The organism is Luteolibacter ambystomatis (genome assembly GCF_018137965.1).
Lineage (GTDB): Bacteria > Verrucomicrobiota > Verrucomicrobiia > Verrucomicrobiales > Akkermansiaceae > Luteolibacter > Luteolibacter ambystomatis.
On sequence record NZ_CP073100.1, the window covers coordinates 3,104,529 to 3,131,369 of the forward strand.

At 63.2% G+C, this 26,841-nt stretch carries 27 protein-coding genes; 14 read left to right on the forward strand and 13 right to left on the reverse strand.

The features are described from left to right. The first annotated feature begins 198 nt into the window (after positions 1 to 198). Both KBB96_RS11775 and KBB96_RS11780 read left to right on the forward strand, forming a co-directional pair. The gene (locus KBB96_RS11775; protein WP_211629641.1) at positions 199 to 2,397 is read left to right on the forward strand and encodes a S1C family serine protease; all 2,199 of its coding nucleotides are present in this window, start codon (positions 199 to 201) and stop codon (positions 2,395 to 2,397) included. 111 nt (positions 2,398 to 2,508) lie between these two features. Beyond that, positions 2,509 to 3,732 carry an MFS transporter gene (locus tag KBB96_RS11780; RefSeq protein WP_211629642.1) on the forward strand — a complete coding sequence of 408 codons (1,224 nt, stop codon included), beginning with the start codon at positions 2,509 to 2,511 and terminating at the stop codon, positions 3,730 to 3,732. 245 nt (positions 3,733 to 3,977) lie between these two features. Here KBB96_RS11780 and hemQ read toward each other — a convergent pair whose 3' ends face one another. After that, positions 3,978 to 4,808 carry a hydrogen peroxide-dependent heme synthase gene (gene hemQ, locus KBB96_RS11785; RefSeq protein WP_211629643.1) on the reverse strand — a complete coding sequence of 277 codons (831 nt, stop codon included), beginning with the start codon at positions 4,806 to 4,808 and terminating at the stop codon, positions 3,978 to 3,980. A 4-nt stretch (positions 4,809 to 4,812) separates the two neighbouring features. After that, positions 4,813 to 5,817: a hypothetical protein gene (locus KBB96_RS11790; RefSeq protein WP_211629644.1), complete on the reverse strand. Its 1,005-nt coding sequence runs from the start codon at positions 5,815 to 5,817 to the stop codon at positions 4,813 to 4,815. Between the two features lie 198 nt (positions 5,818 to 6,015). Here KBB96_RS11790 and KBB96_RS11795 point away from each other — a divergent pair, with 198 nt between their 5' ends. Genes KBB96_RS11795 through polX form a run of 5 tightly spaced genes read left to right on the forward strand, consistent with a single transcriptional unit; the run spans position 6,016 to position 9,854 of the window. Then, positions 6,016 to 6,252 carry a ferredoxin gene (locus KBB96_RS11795; protein WP_211629645.1) on the forward strand — a complete coding sequence of 79 codons (237 nt, stop codon included), beginning with the start codon at positions 6,016 to 6,018 and terminating at the stop codon, positions 6,250 to 6,252. A 17-nt stretch (positions 6,253 to 6,269) separates the two neighbouring features. Continuing rightward, entirely contained in the window at positions 6,270 to 6,641 is a 372-nt protein-coding gene (locus KBB96_RS11800; RefSeq protein WP_211629646.1) for a DciA family protein, read from the forward strand. 14 nt (positions 6,642 to 6,655) lie between these two features. Then, positions 6,656 to 7,717, forward strand: coding sequence for an HAD hydrolase-like protein (locus KBB96_RS11805; protein ID WP_211629647.1), 1,062 nt, complete (start codon positions 6,656 to 6,658; stop codon positions 7,715 to 7,717). A gap of 1 nt (position 7,718) precedes the next feature. Continuing rightward, complete coding sequence (locus tag KBB96_RS11810) at positions 7,719 to 8,075, forward strand: dihydroneopterin aldolase (protein ID WP_211629648.1); 357 nt, start codon at positions 7,719 to 7,721, stop codon at positions 8,073 to 8,075. 45 nt (positions 8,076 to 8,120) lie between these two features. Further along, positions 8,121 to 9,854, forward strand: coding sequence for a DNA polymerase/3'-5' exonuclease PolX (polX, locus tag KBB96_RS11815; protein ID WP_211629649.1), 1,734 nt, complete (start codon positions 8,121 to 8,123; stop codon positions 9,852 to 9,854). Positions 9,855 to 10,152: 298 nt separating this feature from the next. Here polX and KBB96_RS11820 read toward each other — a convergent pair whose 3' ends face one another. From KBB96_RS11820 to hisI, 5 genes are all read right to left on the reverse strand, one after another. Beyond that, a complete protein-coding gene (locus KBB96_RS11820; protein WP_211629650.1) occupies positions 10,153 to 11,304 on the reverse strand; it encodes a prenyltransferase/squalene oxidase repeat-containing protein in 1,152 nt (383 codons plus the stop codon). Next, the gene (locus tag KBB96_RS11825; RefSeq protein ID WP_211629651.1) at positions 11,301 to 12,020 is read right to left on the reverse strand and encodes a YdjY domain-containing protein; all 720 of its coding nucleotides are present in this window, start codon (positions 12,018 to 12,020) and stop codon (positions 11,301 to 11,303) included. Before KBB96_RS11825 ends, KBB96_RS11820 begins: the two co-directional genes overlap by 4 nt. A gap of 121 nt (positions 12,021 to 12,141) precedes the next feature. Continuing rightward, entirely contained in the window at positions 12,142 to 13,242 is a 1,101-nt protein-coding gene (locus tag KBB96_RS11830; RefSeq protein ID WP_211629652.1) for a hypothetical protein, read from the reverse strand. A 132-nt stretch (positions 13,243 to 13,374) separates the two neighbouring features. Beyond that, a complete protein-coding gene (gene rplS / locus KBB96_RS11835; RefSeq protein WP_211629653.1) occupies positions 13,375 to 13,725 on the reverse strand; it encodes a 50S ribosomal protein L19 in 351 nt (116 codons plus the stop codon). 117 nt (positions 13,726 to 13,842) lie between these two features. Then, positions 13,843 to 14,292 carry a phosphoribosyl-AMP cyclohydrolase gene (gene hisI / locus KBB96_RS11840; RefSeq protein WP_211629654.1) on the reverse strand — a complete coding sequence of 150 codons (450 nt, stop codon included), beginning with the start codon at positions 14,290 to 14,292 and terminating at the stop codon, positions 13,843 to 13,845. Positions 14,293 to 14,388: 96 nt separating this feature from the next. Between hisI and KBB96_RS11845 the strand changes: the two genes are divergently transcribed. Continuing rightward, on the forward strand, positions 14,389 to 15,402 hold the full coding sequence (locus KBB96_RS11845; protein WP_211629655.1) for a DNA polymerase III subunit: 1,014 nt from the start codon (positions 14,389 to 14,391) through the stop codon (positions 15,400 to 15,402). Positions 15,403 to 15,563: 161 nt separating this feature from the next. On the opposite strand, the gene KBB96_RS11850 is transcribed toward KBB96_RS11845, so the two are convergent. Continuing rightward, the gene (locus KBB96_RS11850; RefSeq protein ID WP_211629656.1) at positions 15,564 to 16,523 is read right to left on the reverse strand and encodes a hypothetical protein; all 960 of its coding nucleotides are present in this window, start codon (positions 16,521 to 16,523) and stop codon (positions 15,564 to 15,566) included. 247 nt (positions 16,524 to 16,770) lie between these two features. Here KBB96_RS11850 and KBB96_RS11855 point away from each other — a divergent pair, with 247 nt between their 5' ends. Next, entirely contained in the window at positions 16,771 to 17,811 is a 1,041-nt protein-coding gene (locus KBB96_RS11855) for a hypothetical protein (RefSeq protein WP_211629657.1), read from the forward strand. Positions 17,812 to 17,821: 10 nt separating this feature from the next. Here the strand turns inward: KBB96_RS11855 and KBB96_RS11860 are convergent, their stop codons facing one another. Together KBB96_RS11860 and KBB96_RS11865 are read right to left on the reverse strand one after the other, a co-directional pair. Continuing rightward, positions 17,822 to 18,313, reverse strand: a complete 492-nt coding sequence (locus KBB96_RS11860) for a hypothetical protein (protein ID WP_211629658.1) — start codon at positions 18,311 to 18,313, stop codon at positions 17,822 to 17,824. 117 nt (positions 18,314 to 18,430) lie between these two features. Next, positions 18,431 to 18,889: a hypothetical protein gene (locus KBB96_RS11865; RefSeq protein WP_211629659.1), complete on the reverse strand. Its 459-nt coding sequence runs from the start codon at positions 18,887 to 18,889 to the stop codon at positions 18,431 to 18,433. A 130-nt stretch (positions 18,890 to 19,019) separates the two neighbouring features. On the opposite strand from KBB96_RS11865, the gene fabG reads away from it, so the two are divergent. Together fabG and sixA are read left to right on the forward strand one after the other, a co-directional pair. Then, on the forward strand, positions 19,020 to 19,766 hold the full coding sequence (gene fabG / locus KBB96_RS11870) for a 3-oxoacyl-[acyl-carrier-protein] reductase (protein WP_211629660.1): 747 nt from the start codon (positions 19,020 to 19,022) through the stop codon (positions 19,764 to 19,766). Between the two features lie 25 nt (positions 19,767 to 19,791). Further along, on the forward strand, positions 19,792 to 20,265 hold the full coding sequence (gene sixA / locus KBB96_RS11875; RefSeq protein ID WP_211629661.1) for a phosphohistidine phosphatase SixA: 474 nt from the start codon (positions 19,792 to 19,794) through the stop codon (positions 20,263 to 20,265). Between the two features lie 24 nt (positions 20,266 to 20,289). Here the strand turns inward: sixA and KBB96_RS11880 are convergent, their stop codons facing one another. Both KBB96_RS11880 and KBB96_RS11885 read right to left on the reverse strand, forming a co-directional pair. Further along, positions 20,290 to 20,859: a hypothetical protein gene (locus KBB96_RS11880; RefSeq protein ID WP_211629662.1), complete on the reverse strand. Its 570-nt coding sequence runs from the start codon at positions 20,857 to 20,859 to the stop codon at positions 20,290 to 20,292. Next, complete coding sequence (locus tag KBB96_RS11885; RefSeq protein WP_211629663.1) at positions 20,856 to 21,848, reverse strand: hypothetical protein; 993 nt, start codon at positions 21,846 to 21,848, stop codon at positions 20,856 to 20,858. Before KBB96_RS11885 ends, KBB96_RS11880 begins: the two co-directional genes overlap by 4 nt. Positions 21,849 to 22,020: 172 nt before the next feature. Between KBB96_RS11885 and KBB96_RS11890 the strand changes: the two genes are divergently transcribed. Beyond that, positions 22,021 to 22,728 (forward strand): outer membrane lipoprotein-sorting protein, encoded by a 708-nt coding sequence (locus KBB96_RS11890; RefSeq protein WP_211629664.1) that lies wholly within the window; start codon positions 22,021 to 22,023, stop codon positions 22,726 to 22,728. Between the two features lie 56 nt (positions 22,729 to 22,784). Continuing rightward, positions 22,785 to 23,549, forward strand: a complete 765-nt coding sequence (hisA, locus tag KBB96_RS11895) for a phosphoribosylformimino-5-aminoimidazole carboxamide ribotide isomerase (protein ID WP_211629665.1) — start codon at positions 22,785 to 22,787, stop codon at positions 23,547 to 23,549. A gap of 40 nt (positions 23,550 to 23,589) precedes the next feature. Here the strand turns inward: hisA and KBB96_RS11900 are convergent, their stop codons facing one another. Then, entirely contained in the window at positions 23,590 to 25,650 is a 2,061-nt protein-coding gene (locus tag KBB96_RS11900; protein WP_211629666.1) for an alpha-L-fucosidase, read from the reverse strand. A gap of 167 nt (positions 25,651 to 25,817) precedes the next feature. On the opposite strand from KBB96_RS11900, the gene KBB96_RS11905 reads away from it, so the two are divergent. After that, positions 25,818 to 26,834 (forward strand): thiamine pyrophosphate-dependent dehydrogenase E1 component subunit alpha, encoded by a 1,017-nt coding sequence (locus tag KBB96_RS11905; RefSeq protein ID WP_226373530.1) that lies wholly within the window; start codon positions 25,818 to 25,820, stop codon positions 26,832 to 26,834. Positions 26,835 to 26,841: the final 7 nt, after the last annotated feature.

The window sequence follows — 26,841 nt, forward strand, 5'->3', positions numbered from 1 at the left end:
AGAGCTGGAGCCGGACCCGTCGCCATCCCGGCTCGCGCGGTTTTTCGAATTTTTGCTGGAATCTGGCTGGGCGCTTTTCGGCATCGCTGCGCGGACCGTAGCGTGCTCTATTGACCGCCGCCACCCCGTATTGATGAAGATCCCATGAAGAAGGAACCGCAGACGAACGTCCCATCCGGCGTCGCTATGCCCCGTGGAATGATGAAAACGCGTGCGTTTTTTGCAGCCGTCGCCGCCGGCCTGTTGGCGTGGTCCCCCGCCGCCCTCCGGGCCGCGGAACCGGTCAAGACCGTGGCGGATCTCAAACACATCGAAAAGGAAGTCGCGGACGTGGCCTCGAAGGTCATGCCCGCCACCGTGGCCTTGGTTTCGGAACAGACCGGCTCCTCCGGCTCCGGAGTCATCACCTCCGCGGACGGGCTCATCCTCACCGCCGCCCACGTGGTGCAGGGCGTGGATGACATGCTGGTGGTCTTCCCGAACGGCCGCCAGATCAACGGCCGCGTCCTTGGCGCGAACTACTCCAAGGACATCGCCATGGTGAAAATCGACGGCAAGGGTCCTTGGCCGTTCGTCGAGCGGGGCAATTCCAAGACCCTGATGGCGGGCGACTGGCTGGTGGCGATGGGCCATTCCGCCGGATTCGACCCGAACCGCACCCCGCCGGTCCGCTTCGGACGCGTGGTGTCCAAGGGCCCGGGCAATTTCTTCACCAGCGACTGCACCCTGATCGGCGGTGACTCGGGCGGCCCGATCTTCGACCTCCAGGGCCGTATCGTCGGCATCAACTCGTCCATCGGCGAATCCCGCCGCAACAACAACCACGCGGGCGTGGACGGCTTCCGCGAGGACTGGGACCGCCTGATGGCCGGTGACAACTGGGGCGAGCTCTCCATGAATCCCTTCGCCAATCCGGAAGCTCCGGTGCTGGGCATCGGCATGGGCCGGGATTCCAGCAAAGGCCTTGGCGTGCCAGTGGAAAAAGTCACTCCCCGCTCGCCCGCCGCCGCCGCCGGCGTCCGCGTGGGCGACCTGCTCGTCGGCATCGATAGTGGCAAGGTCGGCAGTGGCCGCGACCTCCAGCTTGCCCTCGCGAAGAAGCAACCCGGCGACAAGATCCGCCTCGCCCTGATGCGCGACCAGACCAAGCTCGACCTCGAGGTCACGCTGGTGAAGCGCGACGCGCTCTACGATCCCCGCTCGCTGCGAGGCATCGGCATCGATCCGGAACTCTTCGAGAAAAAGGAAGTGCCGCTTCTCAGTGCCGAGGAAAACGAAGCCATCGCCAGCCAGTACGCCGACCTCTGCGCGGTAGGTGAATCGGTGGCCGCTCGTGTGTCCGCCTCAACCGTTCAGGTCTATGCCGGCAAGAATCAGGTCGCCTACGGCACCGTGGTTGGCAATGGCACCCAGGTTCTCACCAAGTGGAGCGAGATCGCCAGAAAGGGCGCCGCCATCCAGGTTCTGGATTCCAAGGGCACCACCCACAGCGCGAAGATCACCGGTGTTCATGAGGATGAAGACATCGCCGTGCTTTCCATTGATGGTCCGGTACTCACGCCGGTGAAGTGGTCGGACCGCGGCTCCCCCGCCCTCGGCAGCTTCGTCGTGGCCTCCCGCCGCGATGCCAAGCTCGGCGGCCTCGGCGTCGTGGCCGTGCTGTCCCGTTCCCTCCGCGAGTCCGACCAAGCCTTCCTCGGCGTGAACGGCGACATGACCTACAGCGGTCCCGGCGTGAAGGTGGGATCCGTGGAGGAAAAAACCGGCGCAGAAACCGCGGGCATCAAGGAGGGCGACGTCATTCTGAAAATCGGAGATCGCGCGATCTCCGGCCTGATGGAGCTCCGCAATTCCCTGCTCGGCAAGAACCCGGGTGACAAGGTGGCCATGAAGATTTCCCGCGGCGGCAAGACGATCGACGTCGAGGTCCTGCTAGGCAACCGCCCGCGCCTGCCCCAATTCACCAACCTCCGCCTCCGCCAGATGGAGCAAATGGGCGGCGCGATCAGCCGCGTCCGTGACATGTTCCCGGCCGTGGTCCAATCCGATCTCCAGCTCAAGCCGCAGCAATGCGGTGGTCCGGTGGTCGATCTGGATGGCAATGTCATCGGCATCTCGATCGCCCAGGCCGACCGCACCCGCAGCTTCTTCATCCCCGCCGATGAAGTGGTGGCCATGCTGAAGAAGCCGACCGTCGATTCCGCCGTGGCACGCGTGGGCAATCCACCGGCCGAACTGCCGAACCAAATGGCCCGCCGGGGAGATGACCAGGCGCCGCGCATGCAGCGGGCGCCTGATCGGGAAAGCATCGGCCGTGCACGACGCAATGTCCGTGACATGGAGCGCCTGATCGAGCGCCTCCATGAGGAAATGGACGCCGTCGAGCCGGCCCGCTGAACCCTTGTCAGGGGAACTACGAGCCGCGCGGGGTTCCACTTGCGCGACCGTTCATTCGCGAGTCTCTTGAGGCCCGCCCGCCACCCGGCAGGCGGGTTTCCTTTTTAACGCATGGACTCTGGAAGTGACGGGGTGGAAAAGGTGGAAGGACGCGTCCTTTCCGAAAAGTGGCTCCTGCTCCTGCTCGCGGCGGTGCAGTTCACCCACATCATGGACTTCATGGTGATGATGCCGCTGGGCCCGCAGCTCCAGCGGGAGCTCAATGTCACACCGCAGCAGTTCGGCGGCTTCATCTCCTCCTTCGCGATCACCGCCGGGGTGGTCGGCCTGCTGTCCGCGCCCTTCATCGACCGCTTCGACCGTCGCAAGCTGCTGCTGTTTTGTTACGCGGGATTCGCCGTGGGCACGCTGGCCTGCGGTCTCTCAACCACGGCGGTCATGCTCCAGATTTCCCGCGCGATCTGCGGGGCCTTCGGCGGCGTGAGCGGCGCCGCGATCATGGCGATCGTGGCGGACGTCGTTCCACCCGAGCGCCGCGCCCGCGGCATGGGCATCATCATGACGGCTTTCTCCTTCGCCGCTGCCGCAGGAGTGCCGATCGGGTTGAAGCTTGCCCAGATCTGGCGCTGGGAAGCGCCGTTCCTCACCGTGGCCGCGCTGGCGGTGGTGGTGTGGATCTGTCTCTACCGCGTGCTGCCTCCGGTGCGCGGACATCTGAAAGAAGGCCAGGTTCCGTCGGGCAGGGATTTCCTCAATCTCCTCGCGGATGGAAATGCCTGGACCGGCATCCTGCTGATGACGGCGATGGTCTTCGGACACTTCACGATCATCCCCTATCTCTCGACCTATCTGGTCGGAAACGCGGGCATGCCGGAGGAATCCCTGTTCCTCGTCTATCTCACCGGTGGCCTTGTCACGATCTTCACCGGTCCATGGGTCGGCCGGATGGCGGACATCCATGGCCGCTTCAAGGTCTATTGCGTGCTGGTGGCCGGAGCATCCATCGTGATCCGGCTGCTGACGAATTCCGGACCAATCCCCATGTGGCACGTGCTGGTACTGGCCGCGTTTTTCTTCACCTTCGCCAGCGGACGCTTCATCCCCGGACAGGCGGTGATTTCACAAGCGGTACCTTCCGCGCGGCGCGGCGCCTACATGAGTCTGGTCGGTTGCGCGCGCGACCTCGCCTCGGGCATCACGACTTCCATCGGCGGCATGGTGGTGCAAAAAGGCCCGGGCTTGTCATTGCTTCACTTCGACCGGCTCGGCCTGGCGGCGATCACCGTGAGCATCCTCAGCTTGTTCGTATTCCGCAAGCTGCGTGCGGTGGCGTAACCCATATCATCCACCCTCACTCGTTTCCGACCTCAGAGATGTCGCGGAACATAGCCGGAGGTTGAGGAGCCTTGGCGACGGCACCTCCGGATCGTCGCCCGCTTTAAGAATCCGCACCCATGCGCAGCGGGGTGCGGAAAGGCGGATAGGACATGGATACGCGAATCCATGGAACACGCGATGACCCCACGGTCTTCGACCCGCTCCGAGATCGTCCCAAGGTGCCAAAGACTCTGGCCAATATCTTACAGGCACACACGCCGGAACAACTCATCCAGCGGCAGCTGCATGCCGATGTAGAAGTCACCGAACTCCGCGTAGCGCGCGGAGACTTCATCGAAGCGCATCTCATACACGATCGCCTTGATGTCCATCGTATCCTTCGCCAGCAGCGTCACACCCCACTCGTATTCATCAAGACCGGTGGAACCGGTGATGAGCTGGAGAATGCGGCCTGAATAGGTGCGGCCCACGCGGGCGTGGCCGGACATGAGTTCGGCGCGTTCCTTGAAGCTGAGGGAATACCAGTTGTCCGCGCCGGTGCGGCGCTTCGACATCGGATAGAAACAGATCGCCGGCCAATCCGGCAGCACCGGATACAGGCGGTGCTTCAGGTAGTGGGCCATGCGGTCGTCGAACTCGGCGAGCGCTTTCCCGTATTCCTCAGAACCCTCCGTGAGCCCCTTTTCAGCGATCAGGGTTTCCGCCCCATACTGCTCGCGCGTGGTGGTGTATTCGGAGCGCTCGGTTTGCGAGAGGTAGGAATACACAGGTGTGAGAATGTCCGGTCCCAGCGAAAGCGTGAGCTGCTTTTCGTAAGCGGTGGCCACGTGCAGGTCCGGCGTGAGCAGCATGAAGCCGATGTCCGCCTTCGGCGTGGCGATGGCATAGGTCAGCAGATGGGTATCCTTCGTGGCGCGGATCTCCTGAACCAGCTCCGTCAGGCGCGTCTTCGCCGCCCGCTTCTCGTCCTCACCCAGCAAGGACCACGCGGAATGGTCCACGTCGTAGAAGAGGTGCATCACGTGCCAGCCTTCTTTCGGCACGAGCGGAGTCACAGGAGTATTGCTGGGCATGGGATCAGTGGCGGTCGTTGGCTAGAGGGGTATCGAGGAGCCTCTTGAACTCCTGGCGCGGCGAATCGGTGGACGGGGCCTCGAACAATTCCAGCCGCCATGGCGGCGTCTGCCCCGCACGGTAGGAGGCATGGAACGCGATGTCCTCCAACCCGGCGGTGGCGGCAATCTCGACAGTCCCGGGGCTGATGGCACGTGTCACCGGATCACCGATGGTCTCGCCTTTCTCGTTGCGGAAAAACGCGCGGATCGCACAGGGCGAGCCTTCCAGCTCCAGCTTCACCACGGGAATGAGCTTGGTATCGCGACGGACCGTATCCTTGCCCGCGATCGGCTCGCGCCAGAAGCTCTCGGTGCTCTTCACCGTGATCCGATCCCCCTTCACCGGGTAGCGGGGATAATCGTCCGAAGTATCATGAATGGGCAGCCGCTTGCCCGCCGTGGTCAGCACGTAAATCCCACCCGCGACCAACAGCGCGGCCAGAGCAATCAGACCGATCTTCTCAAGCTTGGAAAGGCCCAGCCGGGTGCGGATCGCCTCGACGTTCAGCGGGATTGCGGCAGATGCAGGTTCCGCCGACACCGATTCATCGTCCAGGACCGGCCCGGCAGCGACCTCCGAAACCGCCTCTCCGATCGCAGTCTCCAACTCCGGCTCAAGCGGGGGCTCCGGCTCTGGCGGGGAAACTTTGGATTCCGGCACCACGGGCCTTTCCTGCGCGGGGAGTGGCTCGGACGCGGGAAGATCGTCGTCCAGTTCCCCAATGTCGTCAGATATCTTGCGGCGCTGCTCGAATGGCTGGGCTGGTCCTTTGGCAGCCGGTTTCTTGCTCCGGACCGAAGACGCCCCGTCTCCAATGGAAACCGCGCGGGGTTCCGGAGTCAGGGAACGGGTCCGCAGCTTGGAAGCCGGGGGCAGTTCAGTGGCGGACGGCTCGGGGGACAAGTCGCCTTCTCCATCAAAGTCCCACAAATCCAATTCGGACGAGTCCTTGGGGGCTCGGGCCACGGGCGGACGCTGCCGGGGCGGCTGGGGTCCGTCGGGTGTTTCGGAAGAGGGTTGGCTCATGGGCGGACGGCTCCGAGGTGTTTACGGTCCGGGCACCGGCTTGGCCAGTGCGAATCCCTCAGCCTCCCGCCGGAAAAATCGAATTGCAACCGGGAGCGGTCGGGGCCATCCAAGGCCCAGCAACCTTTCACGCACTACATGGCCGATCGCGAAGACAAGAACGCAGAAAACGTCGCAGGGAAATTCTACGTCGACAGCCAATGCATCGACTGCGACCTCTGCCGCGAGACCGCGCCGAAGAACTTCACCCGTGCCGATGACGAAGGCTACTCCTTCGTATACAAGCAGCCGGAGAGCGACGAGGAGCGCGAGCAATGCATCGAAGCCATGGAAGGCTGCCCCGTCGAAGCGATCGGCAACGACGGCGAAGACTGAACCCTTTTTCCCTCCCGATGAACGATGACCCCGCCCTGAAAAGGATCCGCGAGGCCATCCTCCGGGAATGGCGCGGAGCGGACGAACCGGTCAATCTGGAGAACCGGGTTTCCCGGCCGGATCGTTTCATCAAGGCAATCCTCCACCAGGCCGGTGTGGCAGAAGGATTGCAGGAAGACCAGGTCCGGGGTGCCTGGAAGGAACTGGCCGGGGATTTCATCGCCCGCCACACCGAGCCACTATCGGTCAAAGGCGGCCATCTGGTGCTACGCGTCACCCAGCCCGCCATGCGCTTCCATCTGGAGCAGATGAAGCCGATGCTCCTGAAACGGCTCCGGGAAGAACTCGGCGAGGATCGAATCCTTTCCGTCCGCTTCCAAATCGGCTGAACTTCCGCCCTGTCATGTTCCGCAACCTGATTTTCGACTGGTCCGGCACCCTCGTGGACGACCTCGGCCCCGTGCTGGAGGCCACCAACCTCGTTTTCGAGAGCTACGGCCGCGATCCGCTGGACCGCGATGCCTTCCGCCGCCATTTCCGGCTGCCCTACAGCGAGTTTTACCAGGAATTCCTGCCGGAGGTGGCGCTGGATGAACTGGAAAGCCGGTTCCGCCCCGCGTTCCATGACTCGAAGGCCCCCGTTTTCGTCCTGCCTCACGCGCGCGAAAAACTGGAATGGTGCGCCGCCCACGGCATCCGCTGCTTCGTGCTCAGCAGCATGCACCGCGAGGCCTTTCACCAGCAGCTTGAGGAATTCGGCCTCGAACCGTTCTTCGAGGCCACCTACGCCGGAGTCGTGGACAAGCGCAAGATGATCCATGAGATCCTCGCCACCCACAAACTCGATCCCGGCGCGACCGCCTTCGTGGGCGACATGACCCACGACATCGAAACCGCCCGTCACGGTGGAATTTCCTCCATCGCCGTGCTCACCGGCTACACGCATGCCGAACCGCTGGCTGCGGTGCGACCGGACATCACCGTGCCGGATCTGGGCGTCCTGCGTTCGCTGCTCGGCCGCACCACCACCGCCCCGCGCCCCATCGCCACGGTGGGAGCCCTGCTTCATGACGGCCACGGCCACGTGCTGATGGTCCGCACCCACAAGTGGAGCCACCGCTGGGGCATTCCCGGTGGCAAGATCCGTCGTGGAGAAACCTCCCTCGATGCCCTGCGCCGCGAGATCCGGGAGGAAACCGCCGTGGAGCTGGACAACATCCAGTTCGCCCTCGTCCAGGACTGCATCGATTCCGAGGAATTCGAGCGCCCCGAGCACTTCCTGCTTCTGAACTACGTGGCGCGCGCCCGAACCACCGCGATCCAGCTCAACGACGAGGCGGAGGATTTCAAATGGCTGTCCCCGGCCGATGCCCTGACGCTCGATCTCAACCACCCCACCCGCGTCCTGCTGGTGGAGGCGATGGAGCGTGGGATGATCCCGGAGATGGAATCCTTCGCCTCCTGATATGACCGATACCATCGAGATCCGGAAACTCCGCGTCACCACCCACATCGGCGTGCCGGATGAAGAACGCGCCGCGCCGCAGGAACTGCTGCTGAGCATTGTGATGACACCACAAGCCTCCTTCCGACATCTCGGCGACGACATCGCGCAGACCGTCGACTATTACGCGGTGTCTCTGGAACTCGAAGCGCTCGCAGCGGAGAAACCGCGCAAGCTCATCGAAACCCTCGCCGCGGATGTGGCGGATCATTTGCTCTCCCATCATCCCCTGCGCCGGGTGGACGTTCTGGTGGAGAAATTCATCCTGCCGAACACCGAATGCGTCGCTGTGCGGACGGTTCGCGAAAAGGTCGCTTGAACGGCCCTTGTCGCCGCGGGTGCCATGCGGTTGAGTATGGCCAGCATGACCCGCGAAACGCTTGCTGAAGTCCTCGAAGAAATCGCCCGGTTGCTTGAGCTGAAGGGCGAGAATCCTTTCAAGGTCCGCGCCTACCGGCAGGGCGCGGAGGTCGTACTGGGTTACGATGGCGATATCGTCGCCCTCGCCGCCGCCAACGACTTGGAAGGCATCAAAGGCCTCGGCGACGCCTTGCGCGACAAGCTTCATGAACTCGCGACCACGGGGGAGCTCCAGTTTCACAAGAAGCTGCGCGCGGAGTTTCCGGAGGGTCTGTTCGAACTCTTCGATGTTTCCGGACTCGGGCCGAAGAAAATCAAGGCGCTCTTTGAGACGCTGGAGGTCGGCTCCATCGCGGATCTGAAAGCCGCCTGCGATGCCGACAAGGTGGCAGGTCTGCCCGGCTTCGGCGCGAAGACCCAGACGAAGATTCTGGAAGCCCTCCAGCAGCGCGAGAGTTTCGCCGACACCTTCCGCCTCGGCACGGTGACCTCGTTGGTCGATGACATTCTGGAAGCCCTGCGCGATCATCCGGCGGTATCGCAGGTGGCCGTGTGCGGATCGTTCCGTCGTGCGAAGGAAACGGTGCATGATCTCGATTTCCTGGTCGCCACCAAGGAGCCCGCGGAGTTGTGCCGCTACTTCACCACGTTCCCGATCGTGAAGTCGGTGATCGCCCGGGGTGAAACCAAGACCTCGGTGCGATTGGACAATGGCATCCAGTGTGACCTGCGCGCCGTATCGAACGCGGAGTTTCCTTTCGCGCTGATGTATTTCACCGGTTCCAAGGAGCATAACGTGGCGATCCGCCAGCGCGCGCTGAAACACGGCTGGTCGCTCAACGAATACGCCCTCACACCCGTGGAAGGAGTCGCGCCGCCACCCGAGATCCACGACGAACCGGGGCTCTACAAGGCGCTCGGCCTGCGCTATGTCTCACCGGAGCTGCGCGAGAACCGCGGCGAAATCGAAGCCGCGGAAACCGGCGACCTGCCACGGCTGGTCGAACTCAGCAACCTGCGCGGCACCTTCCACAACCACACCAATGCCTCGGACGGCGTCAACACGCTGGAGGAAATGGCGGAGGCGGCCCAGGAACTAGGACTCCAGTACCTCGGCATTTCCGATCATTCCAAATCCTCGTTCCAAGCCCGCGGTCTCGATGAGGAACGTCTCACCGACCAGATCGGCGCGATCCGCGAGCTGAACAAAACCTTCAGCGGCTTCCGGATTTTCGCCGGCTCCGAGGTGGACATCCTCAAGGACGGCTCGCTCGACTTCGACGATGCGATGCTCGCGCAGCTCGATTTCAGCGTGGCTTCCGTTCACAACGTTTTCACGCTTTCGGAGGACGAGATGACCGCGCGCATCTGCCGCGCGATGGAGAGCGAGCACGTCACCATGCTCGGCCACCTCACCGGCCGGCTGCTGTTGAAACGCGACGGCTACGCGGTGAACCACGCCAAGATCATCGACTGCGCCGCCGAGACCCGGACCATCATCGAGCTGAACTGCAACCCGATGCGCCTCGACATGGACTGGCGCTGGTGGAAGCGCGCCAAGGACAAGGGCGTGCTCTGCTCCATCAACCCGGACGCCCACGCCACCGACCAGCTCCAGTTCCTCCACTTCGGCATCCGCCTCGCCCGCAAGGGCTGGCTGTCCAAGGAAGACATCCTCAACACCCGCTCATTGGCGGAAGTGGAGAAGTTCCTGAAGACCCCGAAGGCGAAGCGGTGAAGCGGGTGTCCTGCGATCACTTTGCCAGCTCTCACTTCAGGCATCTCCGGAGGGTGGAGAAATGAAATCGGCTGAAGGAAAAATGGAAAAGGCAGAGCACCCATCGTGTCCCGGGTGTTCCCCCGCATCCTCACGGGAACGGATGCGGGATTCCTCCTCACGGGCGAATCCCTCTCTGATGGCTTGGACTTCCTCATCCGGAAGGCGGATTCCTTCCGGATAATCTTTTCCGCAGAAATCACAAGCACGGCGGAGGCGGCTATAGACCAGCCGTCCGCAATGGGGACACTTCATCGTCTCATTTGTTCGGGATCGAATAATACACCTGTTCCAGCGCAAGGAGGGTGTAGGCGGTGACAAGCACCGGATTGCTTTCCATCCATTTGCCGTCGGTGTTCTTCCAGGAACCGTCGCCCTGCTGGAGGGAGAGGAGCTTGTCAGCCACGTCCTTGCGCCAGTCGGCTTCCTTGCCATCGGCCAGCTTGAGGGTGGCGATGTTCGCCGCGCTGAGCGCCTTGGTCATGGTCTGGTAGTAGTAGTATTGGCCGCTGGTGCCGAGGCCGGGGTTTTCTGAGACGGTGTAGTTCCTGCCGAGCCATTCCTTCACCGCCTTCACCCGCGGATCATCGGCGGAGACCTTGGCGTAGATCATGGAAAGCAGGCCGGCGTAGGACATGGAACCGTAGGAACGCAGCGCCTTCCTGCCGTCCGGCAGCGTGTCCTCGGCCTTGGAGCCGGTGGGGCTGTAAACGAAGCCGCCCTTGTTCTTCGGATCTTCCGAGACCCATGGTTGGTCGTTGGTGGCGGAAAGGTTCTGGCAGCGCGAAAGAAAGGTCTCGGCGGCCTTCCAATCGAGGTCCGGCTGGTCGCCGAACTTGCCATCGGCCACGACCTGCGCGGAAAGCGAGATCGCCTCGATCGCGAGCCAGGTGTTGGAAAGGTCGTCGTGGTCCTTGTTGGTACCCGCGCCGTAGCCCACGCCACCATCGTTCGGATTGTCGGTCTTGCCCTTCTCACCTGTATCCCACTGCTGGCCGATGAGGTGCTTGCGCGCGCGGACGATGGTCGGCTCGTAGTCGCTCTTGCCAAGTACGACGAGTGCCGTAATGGAGGTGGCGGTGTTGTAGGTGGACAGGCCGCGGTTGTAGATGCCGCCGTCCTCCTTCTGCTGCTTGATGAGCCAGTCGTATCCCTTCGCGACGTATTCCGGCGTGTCCTTCTTCACGTTCACATTCGGATCGCGGGTGGCGGCGGTGAGGGCCAGCGCGGTGAAGGCGGGGATGCCCTCGTCATCCCAATGGCCGTCCTCCTTCTGCTGGGACTTCAGCCACGCGTTGCCGCGGGCGATGGCTTGCTTGATCTCCTGCTGCACCGAGGCGTAGCGGTCGGAGGTATCCGCGGCGGTGGCGACACCGGCGGCGAGGATGGAGAGAAAGGCGGTGGCTTTCATGGGGTTGCGACGGGTTTCGGGGATTGGTTCGGAGTGATGATGAGGACAACCGGCGTGCCGATGGCAGGCACGCGCTTGGGAAAGGGCAGCCACGCTTCATCGTCGTTGTTGTCCTTGCCTGGATAATTGAGAATGGCGCTGCTGCTGAGGAAAATCGCAACCACGTCACCGGTTGCCTCGGCCTGGTAGCGGTTGTTGGAAATTTCCGACCCACCGTAGACCCACGGCCCGGAGGGCATCTGCTTCTCGGTGACGGCGTGGGCAATCCATTCATTCACCGGCACCGCGCGGGTTTTCCCCGTGCCATCGGACCACTCGACCTTGATGTCCACGCGGGCACCCGCCTTCACGTCCGCGGCCACGTTCGGAAACTTTGTCCCGGCCTCGTGGTCGACGGGTGAATCCGTCGCATAAAGCTCCTTCGACGCCGGATAGCGCAACAGGGTGAAGACGACATTGAGCTTCGTGGGCGAAACCTCGGTGGAGAACAGCGATTCGTGGACCTTGCCACGGCTATGGACCACCAGATACTCCAGCAGCCCCTCCGTCATGTTCACCTTGGCGGGGAACCGGATCTCCCTCGATTTCTGGTCAAAAGTGATCTCACCCAGCTTGTAGCGGCTGCCGTCCAGCCGCTCGATGGCCGGTTTGGCTTCCGCCGTTTTGGCGGGAGGCTCCTGCGGACGCTCCTCCGCCACCGCCGCGATGGGCAGCATCAGCAAAAAGGAAAGTGTCCGGGGAACTCCCATGACGCTGAGAATCATGCGGCGACCCTGTCTTGTCAAAAAGAGCCGGAGCCGCCTGACAGTTGAGAATGTGACCCGAAAAGTTTCCGCTTCAGCGGGTCGGCCGGGTGCTCCGGGGAGCTGGATTCGGAGCCGGAGTGGCGCGGGGTGCGGGTTTAGCAGGCGTGGTTGCAGGTTTGGCGGGTTTGTTCGGAGTGCTGTTGCCACGGTTCGGACGAGGAGCCGGCTCCTCGTTCCGGCGCTCGGGCGTGGCGGGAGCGGGCGGTGGCGGCGGGGCGAGATTCAATCCCGCTCCAAGTTCACGCCAGCACAGCCGGGTAATCCGGCAGTTCAGGGACTCCACCGGGTCTTCCCCGGAGGGCAGTTCCGACAGCGGTGCGTAGGCGGTCTTCCGCTTGAGCTGGCCGCCTACGAGTCCATAGACGGTCGCAAACACCTGGGAGCGCAAATGGGCGGGATTTTCGACGGTGAACGACAGCGCCTCGGTCGCCGGGGCATCCTTCGCAGCACCGCTGATCCACAGGGCTACGGGAGCAGGACCGGTGGGGTTCGGCATCTTCTTGCCCACCGCGATGTCCACGGTGACCGTGAGGATGCCTTTGGAGGCGACAGCAATCTCCCGGGCCACATCGTCCAGAATCGGCTTCAACGCGGTGGCGGTCGCCTGCCCCGTACCGGCATGGATCACGATTGGAATGGAGTCCTCCGGATCGATGTTCCACGCGGGAAGGGTGGGGCGCAGGCGTTTGACCGAGGCCAAGGCCTGCGCGATGCTATCCGGATCGGGCTGCGGTTGCGCGTGATCGATCACCCGTTCCCAGGCGAGCAGGGCCCGCTGGAAGGCACCCTTCGCCTCCAGCGCGGTCGCCAGCTTCACCAGATGGTCGCTGCCCTTGGGCGTCTCCACGGCATAGCTCTGCAGACCGGGCGAGGTTTCCAGATTGCCTAGGTCGATTTCCGGCTCCTGAGGCGTATCCGGAGCGGGCTCGACCGGTTCCGCCTGACCATTCACAGCCGGGCGGCGAGGTGCATCGGCCGGGGCGTTTCCGGAAAAATCACGAGCCGCCTCGGCACGTGCCTGCGCCAGTTTCTGCTCCGGGGGCGGGCTGACGAAATCATAGCCGAGCGTCCCCTGCCACCAGATCAGCGCGACGACCGCGGCAACCAAGGGCAGAACGATATAAAGAGGCACTCGCACGCGCGGAACGTGACGCGGGGCCGCAGCGCCGAAAAGCGGAAACACGCAGCCTCATACGAAAAGCGGCAAAGCAAAACGCCCCGTCCGGAGAACCGGCGGGGCGTCTGCGAAAAACCAGGAAAAAGCTTACTTCTGCTCGGCGGACTTCACAAGGAGGGCACGCTTGCCGACACGACCGCGGAGGTAGTGAAGCTTGGCACGGCGGACCTTGCCCTTGGAGGCCACTTCGATCTTCGCGATGCGCGGGGTGTGCAGCGGGAACACACGCTCGACGCCTTCACCGTAGGAAATCTTGCGGACGGTGAACGAGGCGTTCACGCCGGTGCCGCGCTTGGCGATGACGAGACCAGCGAAGATCTGGACGCGCTCCTTGCCGCCTTCGACGACGCGGGTGTGGACCTTCACGGAATCACCGACATGGAATTCGGCGACGTCCTGCTTCAACTGCTCCTGCTCGATTTTCTTGATGATGTCCATGGGTCCTCCTTCGCTGGAAATTGGTTCCACACGGCGAGCTGGAAAACAGATCGTGCCGCGCGGGGGCGGGAGAGCTAGAGGATCTTCCCACCGATTGCAACCGCGAAATTCACCGGGTCAGGCTTTTCCGTACACCGCCCCGGGATCGAAGGTGCGGCCACCGCCGGTAAATTCCAGTGCCGCGGCACCATCCGGGCCCTTCACCACGCGGCGGTAGAAGCACGAGCCGCGCCCGGTGTGACAGGCTCCGGCACCCACCTGCTCCACCACCAGCACCAGGGCGTCCTGGTCGCAGTCGGTGCGGATTTCCACGATTTTCTGCACATGCCCGGAGGTCGCGCCCTTGTGCCAGAACTCCTTGCGGGAGCGTGACCAATAGACGGCTTCTCCGATTTCCAAGGTCCGGCGGAGGGATTCCTCGTTCATGTAAGCGAGCATCAGCGGCTCGCGGGTCACGGAATCGATGGCCATGGCGGCAATCAGTCCATCGGCGTCGAATTTCGGGGCGAAGGCGGCGCCTTCCTCGATCTCGGCCTTGTTGCCACGGGGTGCGAACACAGGATTCATGGCCGGGAACGTGCAACCGGCCCCCCGCCCTGCCAAGTGCCAAAGTGACCTGGTATTGACCCGGTGGCCCCGGGCGGAACAGCATCCGGGCGCAAAATGGCTTACACGGCGGATCATGCATACCAGTTGGTCGAGGCGGCGCACGAACGCGGCCGGCTTGCCCACGCCTTCCTGATCAGCGGCGCCCGTGGCAGCGGCAAGGAAGCCCTCACCGCCCGGATCATCCAGCTGGTGAATGGCTCCGGAGCGCAGGGCGGCGGTTTCGATCTCTTCGGTGAGCCGGTGGTGGTGGAAACTCCGCCGCTGGATGACCTGGAGGGTCCGTGGGTCCACATCCTGCGCCCGCGCATGAAATCCCGCCGCATCGCGGTGGACGCCATCCGCGATCTGGAGCGCCCGCTGCGCCTCACCGCCCCGGAGGGGAAATGGAAGGTCGGCGTGGTGGCCGAGGCGGACCGGATGGGCGTGGAAGCCTCGAACGCTTTCCTGAAGACCCTTGAGGAACCACCGGCCCGCACCCTGCTGCTACTCCTGACCTCCAATCCACAGGCCTTGCTCCCGACCATCCTCTCCCGCTGCGTCCGTCTGCCACTGCTCGGCGGCGTGGGACTGGAAGCGGAGGGCGGTCAGGAGCTCGTCACCTCCCTGGACAAGGTCACCGCCAGCGGCCTCGGCAACCCACGCGTCGCCCTCTCGATCAAGGCGGTCTTTTCCTCCATCCTCGAACAGCGCCGGGATACCGCCACCGCTGCGGCGGAAGCCGCCCTCAAGGAAGAAGAACAGGCCTACAAGCAGGTCACGGAAGGCGACTGGCTGAAGCGCCGCGAGGAATTCCACAAGGCTGCCGCCGAATCCGAATACCTGGAAGCCCGCGGACGCCTGTTCGACGTGCTCACCGCCTGGGTCGCGGACGTGCTGCGGGTGAAATCCGGCGCGGGCGGGCTGGACTTTCCTGACTCCCTGCCCGCCCTGCGGAAAGTCGCGGACGCCGAGCCGGAAGGCCGCTTGCTCCAGCGCATGGAAGCCTTGGAATCCCTGAGACGCTCCCTGGACACCAATGCCCAGGAACAACTCGCCCTGGAAGTCGGCTTCCTGAGAACCTTCGGATGACATATCTTTATCCACCCGGATCAAAGATATGCAAATGGGAACCGCTCCGCGCATCGCGCGCGGAGCGTCCCCAGTTACGGAGTCCCGGATGACTCTTCCGCCGGAGACGGGGTCCGGCTCATGCCATCCGGGTGGCTTTTGCTTCCGGACCCGTCATCCGGTCAATTCAAGTCTCCCGATTGATGGGTGAAATTCGAATCGATGCCGACCCACCCGAAGAAGTTGGTCGCACCGGCGATGAATCCATTGGTGCCGCAATCGCTGAATTCAGCGCAGTCAGCCGTGCAGCCGACGACGTTGACCTTGTCGCTCTTGCCCGGGCCAACTTCCACCGACAGCTTTTCCGCCGCCGCGAGGTTCAGCTTGAGGCTGTCCGTATCCGAGCCGGTATCGACGCAGATACGTTCGCAGCCGAAGGACGGGAAGGAACCCACCTGCACGGCCACGTCATCCTTGCCGCTGCCGCTGGTGACCTCCAGTTTCCGCACCTCGAAGTTCTGGACCACGATGCGGTCGTTGCCACTGCATCCGGCGATGGTGGACCACTTGGAGCCGTAACCGTTCCCACCTTCGATCCCGCGGGCTGACAGCAGATCGGTGTCCTGCCCGCCGTACCAGATGGTGTTGTTCAGCACGACCACGTTGGTGAGGTTGATGGCATCATTGCCATCATCACCTTTCACGCAGAGGTAACCTCCGGAGTTGCTGCTGCCGGACACCTCCGCGATTCCCGACGGAGCTTCAGACGATCCTCCGATCGTCAGGTTGAGCAGGATGAGCGCATCGTTGCCCGAGCCGAGATACACGCGCAGGAACTTCGGGATCACGCCGTCGTGGATGCCCACGCCGTCATTTCCACCCTTCATGTCGAGGCGCATGCCGCAATAGACATCGAACAACTGGAAGCTCGATCCATTGACCTTGGTGCCGCCGGTCCCCGCGACACGCCAGGTGACGGGACCGACCTGTTTGATATCGAGTTTGTCGGCACCGCTGGTGCCGCAAATGATGAGATCACCACCGTCCATGTAGGCGTTCACGTCGCCACCTTTGGACAATGGAGCGGAGGCAATGGCCGCGAGGCAGGCCACTGAAAAAACACAAGACTTGGTTTGGTTCATGGTTTTCTCCTTTGTTGGGGGATAGTGTGTGTATTGCTTTTTGCAAATAATGTCAATTTGTTCACACAAAGAAGATTAGACTAAGCAATGATTAACTATAACAAAGGTTAACAGTTTCAAAATCGACCGCACAACAGACTCACGCGCGCCCAATGTTTCGTTCTTCCAATGCGACGGCATCGGGTGTTGAATGACCCTTGTGCCACCCTCCTCTCCACCGGCGCGCGTGTCCTCCCCTTGGCGATTCATGCCCCCCCTGCTGGCCATCGGCGTTCTCGCCGGAGCCGGAGTTCTGGCGCGGAAAAAGGCAATGGACCGGGAGAGCCCGGGAGAAAATCCGGCGGGCATCGTTTCCCCATCCCGGAGCCCGCATGCCCCCGACGATGCGGAGCCCGTCGATCCCAACGCCTATTTCCCGGAGCCGCCGGAGGACAAGAAATGGTCGCCACCGCTGAAAAGTGCACTTCAGGGAATCTTCAGGGAACGCAACGAAGCCGCACGTTCGAAGCTACTCCAGCAAACCGCTGAAGCCATCCCCCCCACGGACTTTCCCGATGTCCTGTCCTACCTCCGGGAATTCGACCGCGAGGACGTCGCCTCGAACCTGACGGCGGATCTGGCCAACCGCCTCATGGAACGCTGGGCCGCGGCGGATCTCAAAGGGCTCTCGGATTGGGCCGCCAAGTCACCACCCGGCACACTCCGGGACGATGCCATCAGTTGCGTGATCCAGGAAACCGCCTCCAAGGACGCGGCAGCAGCGGAAGCATGGGCGCGGACGCTTCCCGATCCTGAAACCCGCACATCCGCTCTCCGCGATCTGGCGCAGCACCAGACCATCGAGCACCCCGAAACAGCCCTGAGACTGCTGAAGGATCTGCCGTCGGATCCGGATGATCTGGAGACCAATGCCCAGATCTCCCTGGCCGCCTCGAACTGGGCCCACGATCATCCGGAGGACGCCACCCGCTGGGTGGGGCAACTGGAGGACTCTCCGATGAAAACGGAAGCCCTCGCGGGAATCGCGATTTCCATGGCGGAAAAGAACCCGGCCGAGGCGGCGGCTTTCGCCGTGGACAAAATGCCGGCCTGCCAGCGGCAGTCGGACACCGTCGTGGGGGTGGTCCAGCTCTGGGCGCAGCAGGACCCACTGAAGGCCGCCGATTGGGTGGCGGATTTCCCGGCCGGTGCCATGAAGGACTCCGCCAGCCGCACGTTGGTGGCCATTTGGTCACAGACTGCACCGGACAAGGCCGGAGCCTGGTTGAAACAGCAGGTCGCGAAATAGCGGCCCGGTTTCAGAACTCGTCTCCGGCACCTGCCTCATCCAGCACCGCCACGCTTTCCAGCAGACGGTCAAGGCCTTCGGTCACGGTGAGAATTCCATCCAGCCAGCGCTGGATCTTCCACGCGGGTCCGGCCAGTTCCAGAAGATGATCGAGAGCCTCGCGGGTGACGAATGGTTCCAATCCGTATCCCACCATCAGCGCCCCCTCGGCGCGGCCCGGATCGACCGCCAGCAGGATCGTATGGTTTTCCGCACCGCGATGGGTGTCTCCGGCGAAGGAAGCCGCATTGAAAACCCAAAAGGCATGCAGGCCGAAGGGATGATCCGCCGGAAAGGAATGGATCACCACTTGGAGCATCACTTGAGGAAACTTCCGCTCCAGGGTCTCCTTTGCCTTGAGAAGCTTCGCGACTTCATGTGGCCCGAGGTGGCCGCCATCCGAAATACCCGTGGTAAGACGGGGCAGCACGCCCAGCAGCGCCGATGTACGCGGAAACGTCATCCGGCACGCCGGGCACTCCGGCGCGCCGGGAGCCAGCGGGGATCGGCAGAACGGACACAGCATCGGCAGGGAATCTAACCGATGTGGACGATAAGGAAAGCCCGCAAGCATGAAGGCTCACTGCACCGTGATCACCATGCGCTCTCCCATGCCACGGTACACCTCGTATTCTCCGGGTCCCGCATACAGGCTGGACACCCGGAAGAGCACCAGTGGATCGCCCGCGGCCAATCCCTTGCCATCCAGCTTGTTTGTCGAAGGTGCGCGATCCGGCTCCGTGACGGTCGCTTGGAATATCGGACCGCTGCAGGTGATCTCCACGATTCTTCTGAGCCCGTTGACCGTCGTCACCGTAGCCGTGGCCCGCAGTTGGCTGTCAACTTCCACAGCCGACACCGTGGCATCTGAAATCGAAGCCCCGTTCGCACCGAAGAGTTTCACCGTGATCCTGCGGGCAGCTCTTCCGTCCTTCTTCTCCACCGGCTTGGAAGCTTCTGCTTCCGCGGCAGAAAACATCGGCACCGCGGCCAGAACTCCGGACAACAACACAACCGACAACAGTTTGATTCGTTTCATGGCTTTTTGATTCCGCGCTAGGACTGACGGGAACGTGGAATGATTCAATGCTTTTGCCACTCCGGCTCTCCCGCCGCCACCGCTTTCGTCTTGGCACTGTCGCTCCCCCGCCCCACGCTCCCCGGCACACATGCAACGCTTTGCCAACAAAACGGCCGTGGTCACCGGTGCCGGACGCGGGATCGGCCAGGAAATCGCCAAAGCCCTCGCCGCCGAGGGCGCGAAGGTCGCCGTCGTGAGCCGCAGCGAATCGAGCTGCGGAAAAGCAGCCGAGGAAATCAACGCCCTCTACCCCGGCTCCGCCACCGCCTACGCCGTGGACGTGGCCGATCACGCCGCCGTACAGGAACTCGCCAAGAAGATCGGCGACGAACTCGGCACCGTGAACATCCTCGTGAACAACGCCGGTGTCACCCGCGATGGCTTGCTCATGCGCATGAAGGAGGAGGACTGGGACACCGTGCTCGATACCAATCTCAAGGGCGCCTTCAACACCGTGAAGGGCTTCATGCGCGTGCTGATGAAGGCCGAGGACCCACGCATCATCAACATCGCCTCCGTCATCGGCCTCATCGGCAATGCCGGGCAGGCGAACTACTCCGCCTCCAAGGCTGGCCTCATCGGCTACACCAAGGCTGTCGCCCGCGAGCTCTCCGGCCGCAAGGTGACCTGCAACGCGGTCGCTCCCGGCTTCATCACCACCGATATGACGGACGAACTGCCGGAAGCCGTCCGCGCCGAGGTGCTAAAGAAAATCCCGCTCGGTGACTTCGGCAAGACCGACGACATTTCCGCCGCCGTGCTCTTCCTCGCCAGCCCGGCGGCCCGCTACATCACCGGCCAGGTGCTGGCGGTCGATGGCGGCATGACCATGTAATCAACGCCACCGGCTCTCCTCCCAAATGGAACTCCTCATTCTCCGCCACGGCAAAGCCGAGGACCACGGTCACCCCGGAGGCGACGGCGAACGCGCGCTGGTGGAGAAGGGATACAAGCAGGCACGGCGTGCGGGTGAACTCGCGAAGGCCGCAGACCTGCTGCCGGATCTGGTCCTCACCAGTCCGCTGGTGCGCGCCCGCCAGACGGCGGAAACCTTTTGCGAAGCCGCCGGGATTTCCGCACCGGTGATCCAACCATGGATCGCCTGCGGCATGCGCGCGGACACGGCGATCAACGAACTCCGCGCATTCGATAGATTCCGCCGCATCCTGCTTGTGGGCCATGAGCCGGATCTCTCCGGCCTGATCGAGTTTCTTCTCGGTGCGAGTGGCGGAGCGGTCGACGTGAAGAAGGGCGCACTCGCCTGCCTGGACGTCTCGCCATCCGGACGACGCGGCCGCCTGCTGTTCCTCATCCCGCCGAAAATGGTGGAATGATGGAGCTCGGGAGCGTGGCTCCATCTAACGATACGTCACCTCGATCGCGGTCGGCACCTTGAAATGGCGCGCCATCTCCCGTGCCCGCCAGTGGAGATCGCCGTGGCTGGGGCTGGAGTCCGGACGACGCGACAGCATCCAGTGCAGGTAGGGCACCAGCTTGTAACCTGCTGTCCGAGCATAGCCCGCGCCGATGATGTCCGCCCGCAGTTCCTGCTGGGGATTGGTATTCCCGCGGTGGCCGAAGTTGTAAACCTGATGCGCGAACTCATGGCCGAAGATGAAGGCCCACGCGTTCAGCGGAATTTCCCGTGCTGCCCGCGGATTCACCAATATCCGGTCACCACCGGAAGTCTCCTGGATCGAGGCGACGGGGCCGTTGGGGAAAATACTCTGCTGCACCGATCCTGAAATACGGCGTCCTGCCACCGCCGCCACCTGGCGTGCGACGTGATCGATCTCCCACAAGCCGAGTGCCGGCCGGTTGGCCGGATCGTAGCGCAAGATACCGGGATGACCGGCATACGGGGTCGGAGACGGCCCCGCGCACGAGGCCAGCAGCAGCACAGGCAGCAGCAGGATCAATCCCTTCATGCCTCATCCTTGAACGGCTCCGCTTTCCGCTCTTCAAGACAGCGGGTGAGCCAGCCGACGAGCTTTTCCGCTTCCTCCGATTCGGTGCGGAGCGAGCCGAGCGCGTTCCAGTCGATGTGATGGCGGGAGTGCGGCGCGGCAATGCGGTTGATCTCCAGCTTGCCCATGATCGCCTCGGTTTCCCGCGGGTGGGCGTTGAGAATGTTCGCCGGGCGTGGCAGGTCATCGAGCGCATCGGCGGTCAGGCCGAAGGACGTCACCCCCACGCCGAAGAGTGCATTGAGCTTGCGGAGGCCATCGGCCAGCGCCTCATCCTCGATCGGTGCGGCGTAGATCAATTCCCCACCTTGCGCCCACATCGAGACGGCCAGCGTCTGGAAGAAATCCTCACGGTAGCTGAGCAGGGAGGGCTGGATGCGCAGACGCGCGCCATGCAGGCGGAATGGCGGCAGGCCGAGGCGTTGCTTCAACGACAGCATCGTCTCATCGAGCGTCATCTCCTCGTCCGCGGATTCGCCGGTTTCCCAATCGACCAGCACCAGTTCCGGATACTTCCAAAGATTGCCCAGCGGAGCCTCCTTGGCGAAGGCATCGCGGAAGGCGAAGGGAAAGCGGCCGTTGATTTCGAAATAGCGGGTGACCACCGCGCGGAACTTGCGGATGCGCATCAACGCGTTGTCCGCTGTCTGCGGATCCGCGGTGAGATCGTCGAGACGGCCCTGGGTCATCGACAGCAGCTCCTGCGCACCGGACAACGCGGGCACGGAGGCGGTGCGCTTGTAGTAACCCTGGCCCTTCTCCACCTTCGCGATCGGCGAGGCCGGATCACATGACATGATGGAGAAATGATAACGCAGCGAGGCGTCCGAATAATTTCCGGTGAGTTGCAGGCGGGTCAGGCGGATCAGTTCGGTTCCCTTGATTGCATCCACGGGATTGTTGGGAAGCAACGAGGGCAGGATGTCCGATAACTGCTTGCGAAGACTCATGGTTGGGGGCGTGACCGCGTGAAATGCGTTAGGGTTATCCAATTCCCACCCTGCGTCACCATCAAGCCCGGAATGGAACCATTTTGAAAAACGCCATCCCGGAGCCGCAGGTTTTTTGAAGGAATTCCGCCCCGGACTTGTCCAATCGGACAACCCGGCTACCCTTGCTCCTATGCTCCGCGCCCTTTTCGCCACCACCGTACTGGCCATCGCCAATGCCTCCGCCCAGGACCCCGATCCCGCCCGGATCATGGAAGGCACCCGCATCGCGACCACCCTCCAGCAGAGCGACCTGCACGGCAATCTCTCGAAGAACGGCGTGAAAACCCCGGTGCATTTGTTCCTGCGCGGCAAGGACATCCAGTTCGCCTACGACACCGGCGGCACCACCCAGCGCTTCCACCTGCGTCTGGGCGATGGAAAATACGACCTCTTCGATGTCGGCGCGGATGGCAAGACGACCGTCTTCCCGGCCGCGAAGCTGACCAGCCCCATTGCCGGGACGGACCTGACCTACGAGGATCTGTCGTTCCAATTTTTTTATTGGCCGAATCCCAAGCTGGAGGACATCGAGAGCGTCGGCGGGCAGGATTGCTACAAGATCCGCCTGAACAAACCCGCGGGCAGTGGCGGCCGCTATGCCGTGGTGTATGTCTGGGTCCACACCAAGCAAGGGGCTTTCATGCGTGTCCGTGGTTTCGACAAGAGCGGTGCCATGTTGAAGGAATTCCAGGTCGATGAGATCATGAATGTCGGCAATGGAGTTTATACGTTGAAGAAGATGACCGTCTCCAGCATGGCGGGTGACCGCCGCACCGGCGTCACCACGCTGCTCTTCGACAAGCCCCAGGATGCGGGCGGACCGAAGGGCTTGCGCTGAACCCGGCGATCGATTTCGCGTTTGCCATTTCCACTCCACGCTCTAACACCCGCCCCGTGACGCGATTCCGCCCCTGCATCGACCTTCATGACGGGAAGGTGAAACAGATCGTCGGCGGCACGCTGCGCGATGGCGGAGCCGGACCAACGGAGAACTTCGTTTCCGAAAAGCCGTCCGGCTGGTTCGCGGAATCATTCCGCCAGAATCATCTCACCGGCGGTCACATCATCAAGCTCGGCCCGGGCAATGACGAGGCCGCCCGCGAAGCGCTGACCGCATGGCCGGGCGGCATGCAGCTTGGCGGCGGCATCCACGCGGACAATGCCGCGGAGTGGATCAAGGCCGGGGCGAGCCATGTGATTGTCACCTCGGTGCTCTTTGACAAGGAAGGACGCTTCCTGCCGGAACAGCTCGCTGCTTTGGTAAAAGCCGTGGGTAAGGACCGGCTGGTGATCGACCTTTCCTGCCGCCGCACCGAACGCGGATGGACCGTGGCGATGAACCGCTGGCAGACGCTTACGGATCTGGATGTGACGGTGGAGACGTTGGATCGTCTGGCACCCTATTGCGATGAGTTCCTGATCCACGCCGCGGATGTGGAAGGCCTCTGCCGCGGCATTGATGGCGGGTTGGTCGAGTTTCTCGGCAATTGGGGTGAAATCCCGGTCACCTACGCCGGTGGCGCCGCCAGCTTCGCGGACGTCGCGAAGGTGGACGCGCTCGGCCAAGGCAAGGTGGATGTCACCGTCGGCAGCGCGCTGGATCTATTCGGAGGCAAGGGCGTGCGCTACGCGGATCTGATCGCGTGGAACCGGAGGTGACCACTTCACATAGCCGAACTGGTGACAGTTCAGCCACCACTTACGGTGCAGCGATCACCCCGACCTCGGCGGCGGTGACGTGGTTCTTCTCTACCGCATGCAGGCCGGTGAAACGGAAGTAGCGGGCGGACACAGGCGCTTGCAGCGGCACGATCTGCTCGATCGGGTTCGCCTTGATGTTGGAAAATTCCCCTTCCGCCGCCAGCGACCACGTCTGACCATCACGACTGACCTCGAAACGATAGCGGTCCGTCATGCCGTGCGCGATGCCATCCTGTCTCGGCAGATAGCTGAAGCCGGCGATCCTCACCTCGGCTCCGAGGTCGATCACGAACCCCTGTGGCGGTGGCAACTCTCCGGAGGTCGGATGCGTCTGCCATAGCGTCTTCGGATTTTCGTCCATCGCGTTCCTCGCATCACCCGCCGTCGCCGAAACCACTTTCCAACCCGTCTTGACCATGCCAAGCGCACGGGTGGCGATCGGGCCGAGTTTATCCCCCGCCACGATGCGGGCCTTCACCGTGCCACCAGACGGAAACACGACCGGCTCCCGGTATTCGGTCGAAGCCGCAGAGGGATCGGAGCCGTCCGTGGTGTAGCGGATCGTGCCCGCGCCTTGAACGCTGATGGAGAGTTTTCCCGCCGCATCACGCGTGATCGACGGAGCGACCATCATCACCGGAGCCCGGAACACGGCCAGTTCGCTGATGCACGGCACCGCGGGGGAAGCCGTGATGCGGAGACGCAGCCGGTCGGTGGTGCAGCTTGAGGAAAGACGTGCGAGCACCTGGTTGCCGATGGTCGAGCCCTTGTGGATTTCCTTCCAATCATCGCCCTGCCAGGCATCGAGAGCGAAGCCCTCCACGCGTTGGCCGAGGCGGATTTGCTCGCGCAGGCGGATCACGTCGAAAGTCGCTGGAGCGGCGAAACGGATCTCCACGGACGGCGCGTTGTTGCCATCGTCCACGGTCCAATAGCTGTCGATGTTGCCATCGGTGAGGTTGCCGGGCGCGAACTTCGCATCACTGCCGCGGAAGGAGGCGGCGGCCTTTGCACCGCGGGCGAAATCCTTGGAGAGCATTATTTCGCGCAACTCCCGGAATCCGTTCAGAGACGCGATGTCCGGCGCGCTGAGTTGTCCCGTGCGGTTCGGCGGGACATTGAGGATGAGATTCGCGCCACGTCCGACGCAATCAAACCACACCTGGAGGAGTTTGTCCGGGCTCTTCACCTGCGAATCCTCCCGCTGGTGCCAGAACCAGCCGTGCCGGATGGAGGTGTCTCCTTCCGCGGGCACCCAGCGGTCACCGTGGGCGAAGCCGATCGCGCCACTGCCACCGCGCTTGCTGTCCAGCGTGGCCCAGTGCGGGTAACCCACATGCCCCTGCTCCGAGCCACCCCAGCGGGCATCGCCGGATTCACCTCCGCCCCACACCACGCACTGCGGCTGAAGCCTGCGGACCATTTCGACGATTTTCGGAAAGTCATAGTAGTTCGGCGGAATCTTGCGCGTTTCCTTCGCACCGCCATACCAGCCGTCGCCGCCGTTCGCGCCATCGAACCAGATCTCGAACACCGGCCCATAGTTGCCGAGCACCTCGCGGATCTGCTCGTGAAATACCTTCACGTAGCCCTCGCGGCCGTATTCCGGCTGGCTGCGGTCCCAGGGCGAAACATAGACGCCGAACTTCATCCCCTCCGCCTTGCACGCCTGGGCAAAGTCCCGGACCAGATCGCCCTTCCCACCCTGCCAGGCGCTTTTCGAAATGTTGCGATCCGTCGTCTTGGTCGGCCACAGGCAGAAGCCGTCGTGGTGTTTCGCGGTCAGGACCACGCCGGTCATGCCCGCCTCCTTGAACTGCCGGACGATCACCCGGGCGTCGAAGGATGAGGGATTGAACAACTTCGGATCCTCATCGCCATATCCCCACTCGCGATCGGTCCACGTATTCAGCCCGAAATGGACGAAAGCATAGTATTCCATCCGCTGCCACTCCACCTGGCGTCCGGCAGGCACCGCTCCAAAGGGGGCCGGAGGCGAGGCAGCCCAAGCGGAGGCCATCAAGGCTAACGCGGGCAACACACGGGATAGGAAGGACATGGCGTGGGGATTGAGACTGAAAGGGCGTGGGCGGACAATCGGCGATTCTCCCTACCAATAGGGTGCGCAAAGCGGGAATCTTATCTCCCAGTCCGGAATCCGGCCGTTTTCTTCTTGCGTGGTGAAAGCTGTTGCGGGGTTTGTCCCCCCTGCCCTAGCCTTTGCCCGTGCCTGAACTGGACGTGCAACCATTTACCGAAGGAGCGGTTTTGAACCGGGATTATATCCGGGCGGCCTTCCGATCGATGCTACGGGCGCGTCTTCTGGAGAACAAACTCTCCAGTCTCTACAAGGCAGGCAAGATCGTCGGCGGAGTCTATCTCGGGCGAGGCCAGGAGGCGGTCAGCGCCTGCCTCGGCGCGGCCCTGATCCAAGGGAAGGATTTCTTCGCCCCACTGATCCGCGACCAAGCCGGTCGCGACGCCTTCGGCGAACCGATGATTGACTGCACCCGCACCTATCTGGGCTCCGTGCTCGGGCCGATGCGCGGCCGGGATGGCAACATCCACCGCGGCCGCCCCTCGCTGGGAATGCCGGCGATGATCTCCCATCTCGGCGCGCAGGTGCCGCTGATCGCGGGCATGCTTTTCGCCAAACGCCTGAAGGGCGAGCTGGCCGGCGTGGTCGGCGCGACCTGCATCGGTGATGGCGCGACTTCCACCGGCGCCTTCCACGAGGGCGTGAACCTCGCCGCCATGGAAAAACTTCCGATGGTCGTCGTGGTGGCGAACAACGGCTTCGCCTACTCGACCCCGAACGACCGCCAGTTCGCCTGCCGCGATCTGGTCGAGCGCGCCCGCGGCTACGGCATCGCCGGACACGCCGTGGATGGCACCGACCTGCTGGCCTGCGCCTCCGTCATCGGCAATGCGGTGGCACGCGCCCGCGAGGGCCACGGCCCGCAGATGGTGGTGGCCCAACTGCTGCGCCTCTCCGGCCACGGCGAGCACGACGATGGCTCCTACGTCCCCGATACGATGAAGGCCGGTCACTACGGCCGCGATTGCATCGAGGTGGCCATGCGCCAGCTTGTCGAGCACGGCTTCGCCACCGTGGATGAACTTTTCGCCTGGCAGGACGAGACCGCGGAAGAGGTCCAGCGCAGCGTCGCCCAGGCACAACAGGAGCCGCTACCCGATCCCTACACGGACGATTGGCGCGCCCTTTCCACCCGACTTTCCTAATCTTTCC

What these genes read in the sequence shown, in the direction of transcription:
- KBB96_RS11855 (WP_211629657.1), top strand. Translation starts at nt 16,771, where the DNA reads ATGCCCCCCCTGCTGGCCATCGGCGTTCTCGCCGGAGCCGGAGTTCTG.
- KBB96_RS11805 (WP_211629647.1), top strand. Translation starts at nt 6,656, where the DNA reads ATGTTCCGCAACCTGATTTTCGACTGGTCCGGCACCCTCGTGGACGAC.
- hemQ (WP_211629643.1), bottom strand. Translation starts at nt 4,808, where the DNA reads ATGCCCAGCAATACTCCTGTGACTCCGCTCGTGCCGAAAGAAGGCTGG.
- KBB96_RS11825 (WP_211629651.1), bottom strand. Translation starts at nt 12,020, where the DNA reads ATGCTGCCCATCGCGGCGGTGGCGGAGGAGCGTCCGCAGGAGCCTCCC.
- KBB96_RS11800 (WP_211629646.1), top strand. Translation starts at nt 6,270, where the DNA reads ATGAACGATGACCCCGCCCTGAAAAGGATCCGCGAGGCCATCCTCCGG.
- KBB96_RS11880 (WP_211629662.1), bottom strand. Translation starts at nt 20,859, where the DNA reads ATGAAGGGATTGATCCTGCTGCTGCCTGTGCTGCTGCTGGCCTCGTGC.
- polX (WP_211629649.1), top strand. Translation starts at nt 8,121, where the DNA reads ATGACCCGCGAAACGCTTGCTGAAGTCCTCGAAGAAATCGCCCGGTTG.
- KBB96_RS11810 (WP_211629648.1), top strand. Translation starts at nt 7,719, where the DNA reads ATGACCGATACCATCGAGATCCGGAAACTCCGCGTCACCACCCACATC.
- sixA (WP_211629661.1), top strand. Translation starts at nt 19,792, where the DNA reads ATGGAACTCCTCATTCTCCGCCACGGCAAAGCCGAGGACCACGGTCAC.
- KBB96_RS11775 (WP_211629641.1), top strand. Translation starts at nt 199, where the DNA reads ATGATGAAAACGCGTGCGTTTTTTGCAGCCGTCGCCGCCGGCCTGTTG.
- KBB96_RS11780 (WP_211629642.1), top strand. Translation starts at nt 2,509, where the DNA reads ATGGACTCTGGAAGTGACGGGGTGGAAAAGGTGGAAGGACGCGTCCTT.
- KBB96_RS11900 (WP_211629666.1), bottom strand. Translation starts at nt 25,650, where the DNA reads ATGTCCTTCCTATCCCGTGTGTTGCCCGCGTTAGCCTTGATGGCCTCC.
- KBB96_RS11850 (WP_211629656.1), bottom strand. Translation starts at nt 16,523, where the DNA reads ATGAACCAAACCAAGTCTTGTGTTTTTTCAGTGGCCTGCCTCGCGGCC.
- KBB96_RS11795 (WP_211629645.1), top strand. Translation starts at nt 6,016, where the DNA reads ATGGCCGATCGCGAAGACAAGAACGCAGAAAACGTCGCAGGGAAATTC.
- hisI (WP_211629654.1), bottom strand. Translation starts at nt 14,292, where the DNA reads ATGAATCCTGTGTTCGCACCCCGTGGCAACAAGGCCGAGATCGAGGAA.
- KBB96_RS11845 (WP_211629655.1), top strand. Translation starts at nt 14,389, where the DNA reads ATGGCTTACACGGCGGATCATGCATACCAGTTGGTCGAGGCGGCGCAC.
- KBB96_RS11890 (WP_211629664.1), top strand. Translation starts at nt 22,021, where the DNA reads ATGCTCCGCGCCCTTTTCGCCACCACCGTACTGGCCATCGCCAATGCC.
- fabG (WP_211629660.1), top strand. Translation starts at nt 19,020, where the DNA reads ATGCAACGCTTTGCCAACAAAACGGCCGTGGTCACCGGTGCCGGACGC.
- KBB96_RS11820 (WP_211629650.1), bottom strand. Translation starts at nt 11,304, where the DNA reads ATGAAAGCCACCGCCTTTCTCTCCATCCTCGCCGCCGGTGTCGCCACC.
- KBB96_RS11885 (WP_211629663.1), bottom strand. Translation starts at nt 21,848, where the DNA reads ATGAGTCTTCGCAAGCAGTTATCGGACATCCTGCCCTCGTTGCTTCCC.
- KBB96_RS11865 (WP_211629659.1), bottom strand. Translation starts at nt 18,889, where the DNA reads ATGAAACGAATCAAACTGTTGTCGGTTGTGTTGTTGTCCGGAGTTCTG.
- KBB96_RS11860 (WP_211629658.1), bottom strand. Translation starts at nt 18,313, where the DNA reads ATGACGTTTCCGCGTACATCGGCGCTGCTGGGCGTGCTGCCCCGTCTT.
- rplS (WP_211629653.1), bottom strand. Translation starts at nt 13,725, where the DNA reads ATGGACATCATCAAGAAAATCGAGCAGGAGCAGTTGAAGCAGGACGTC.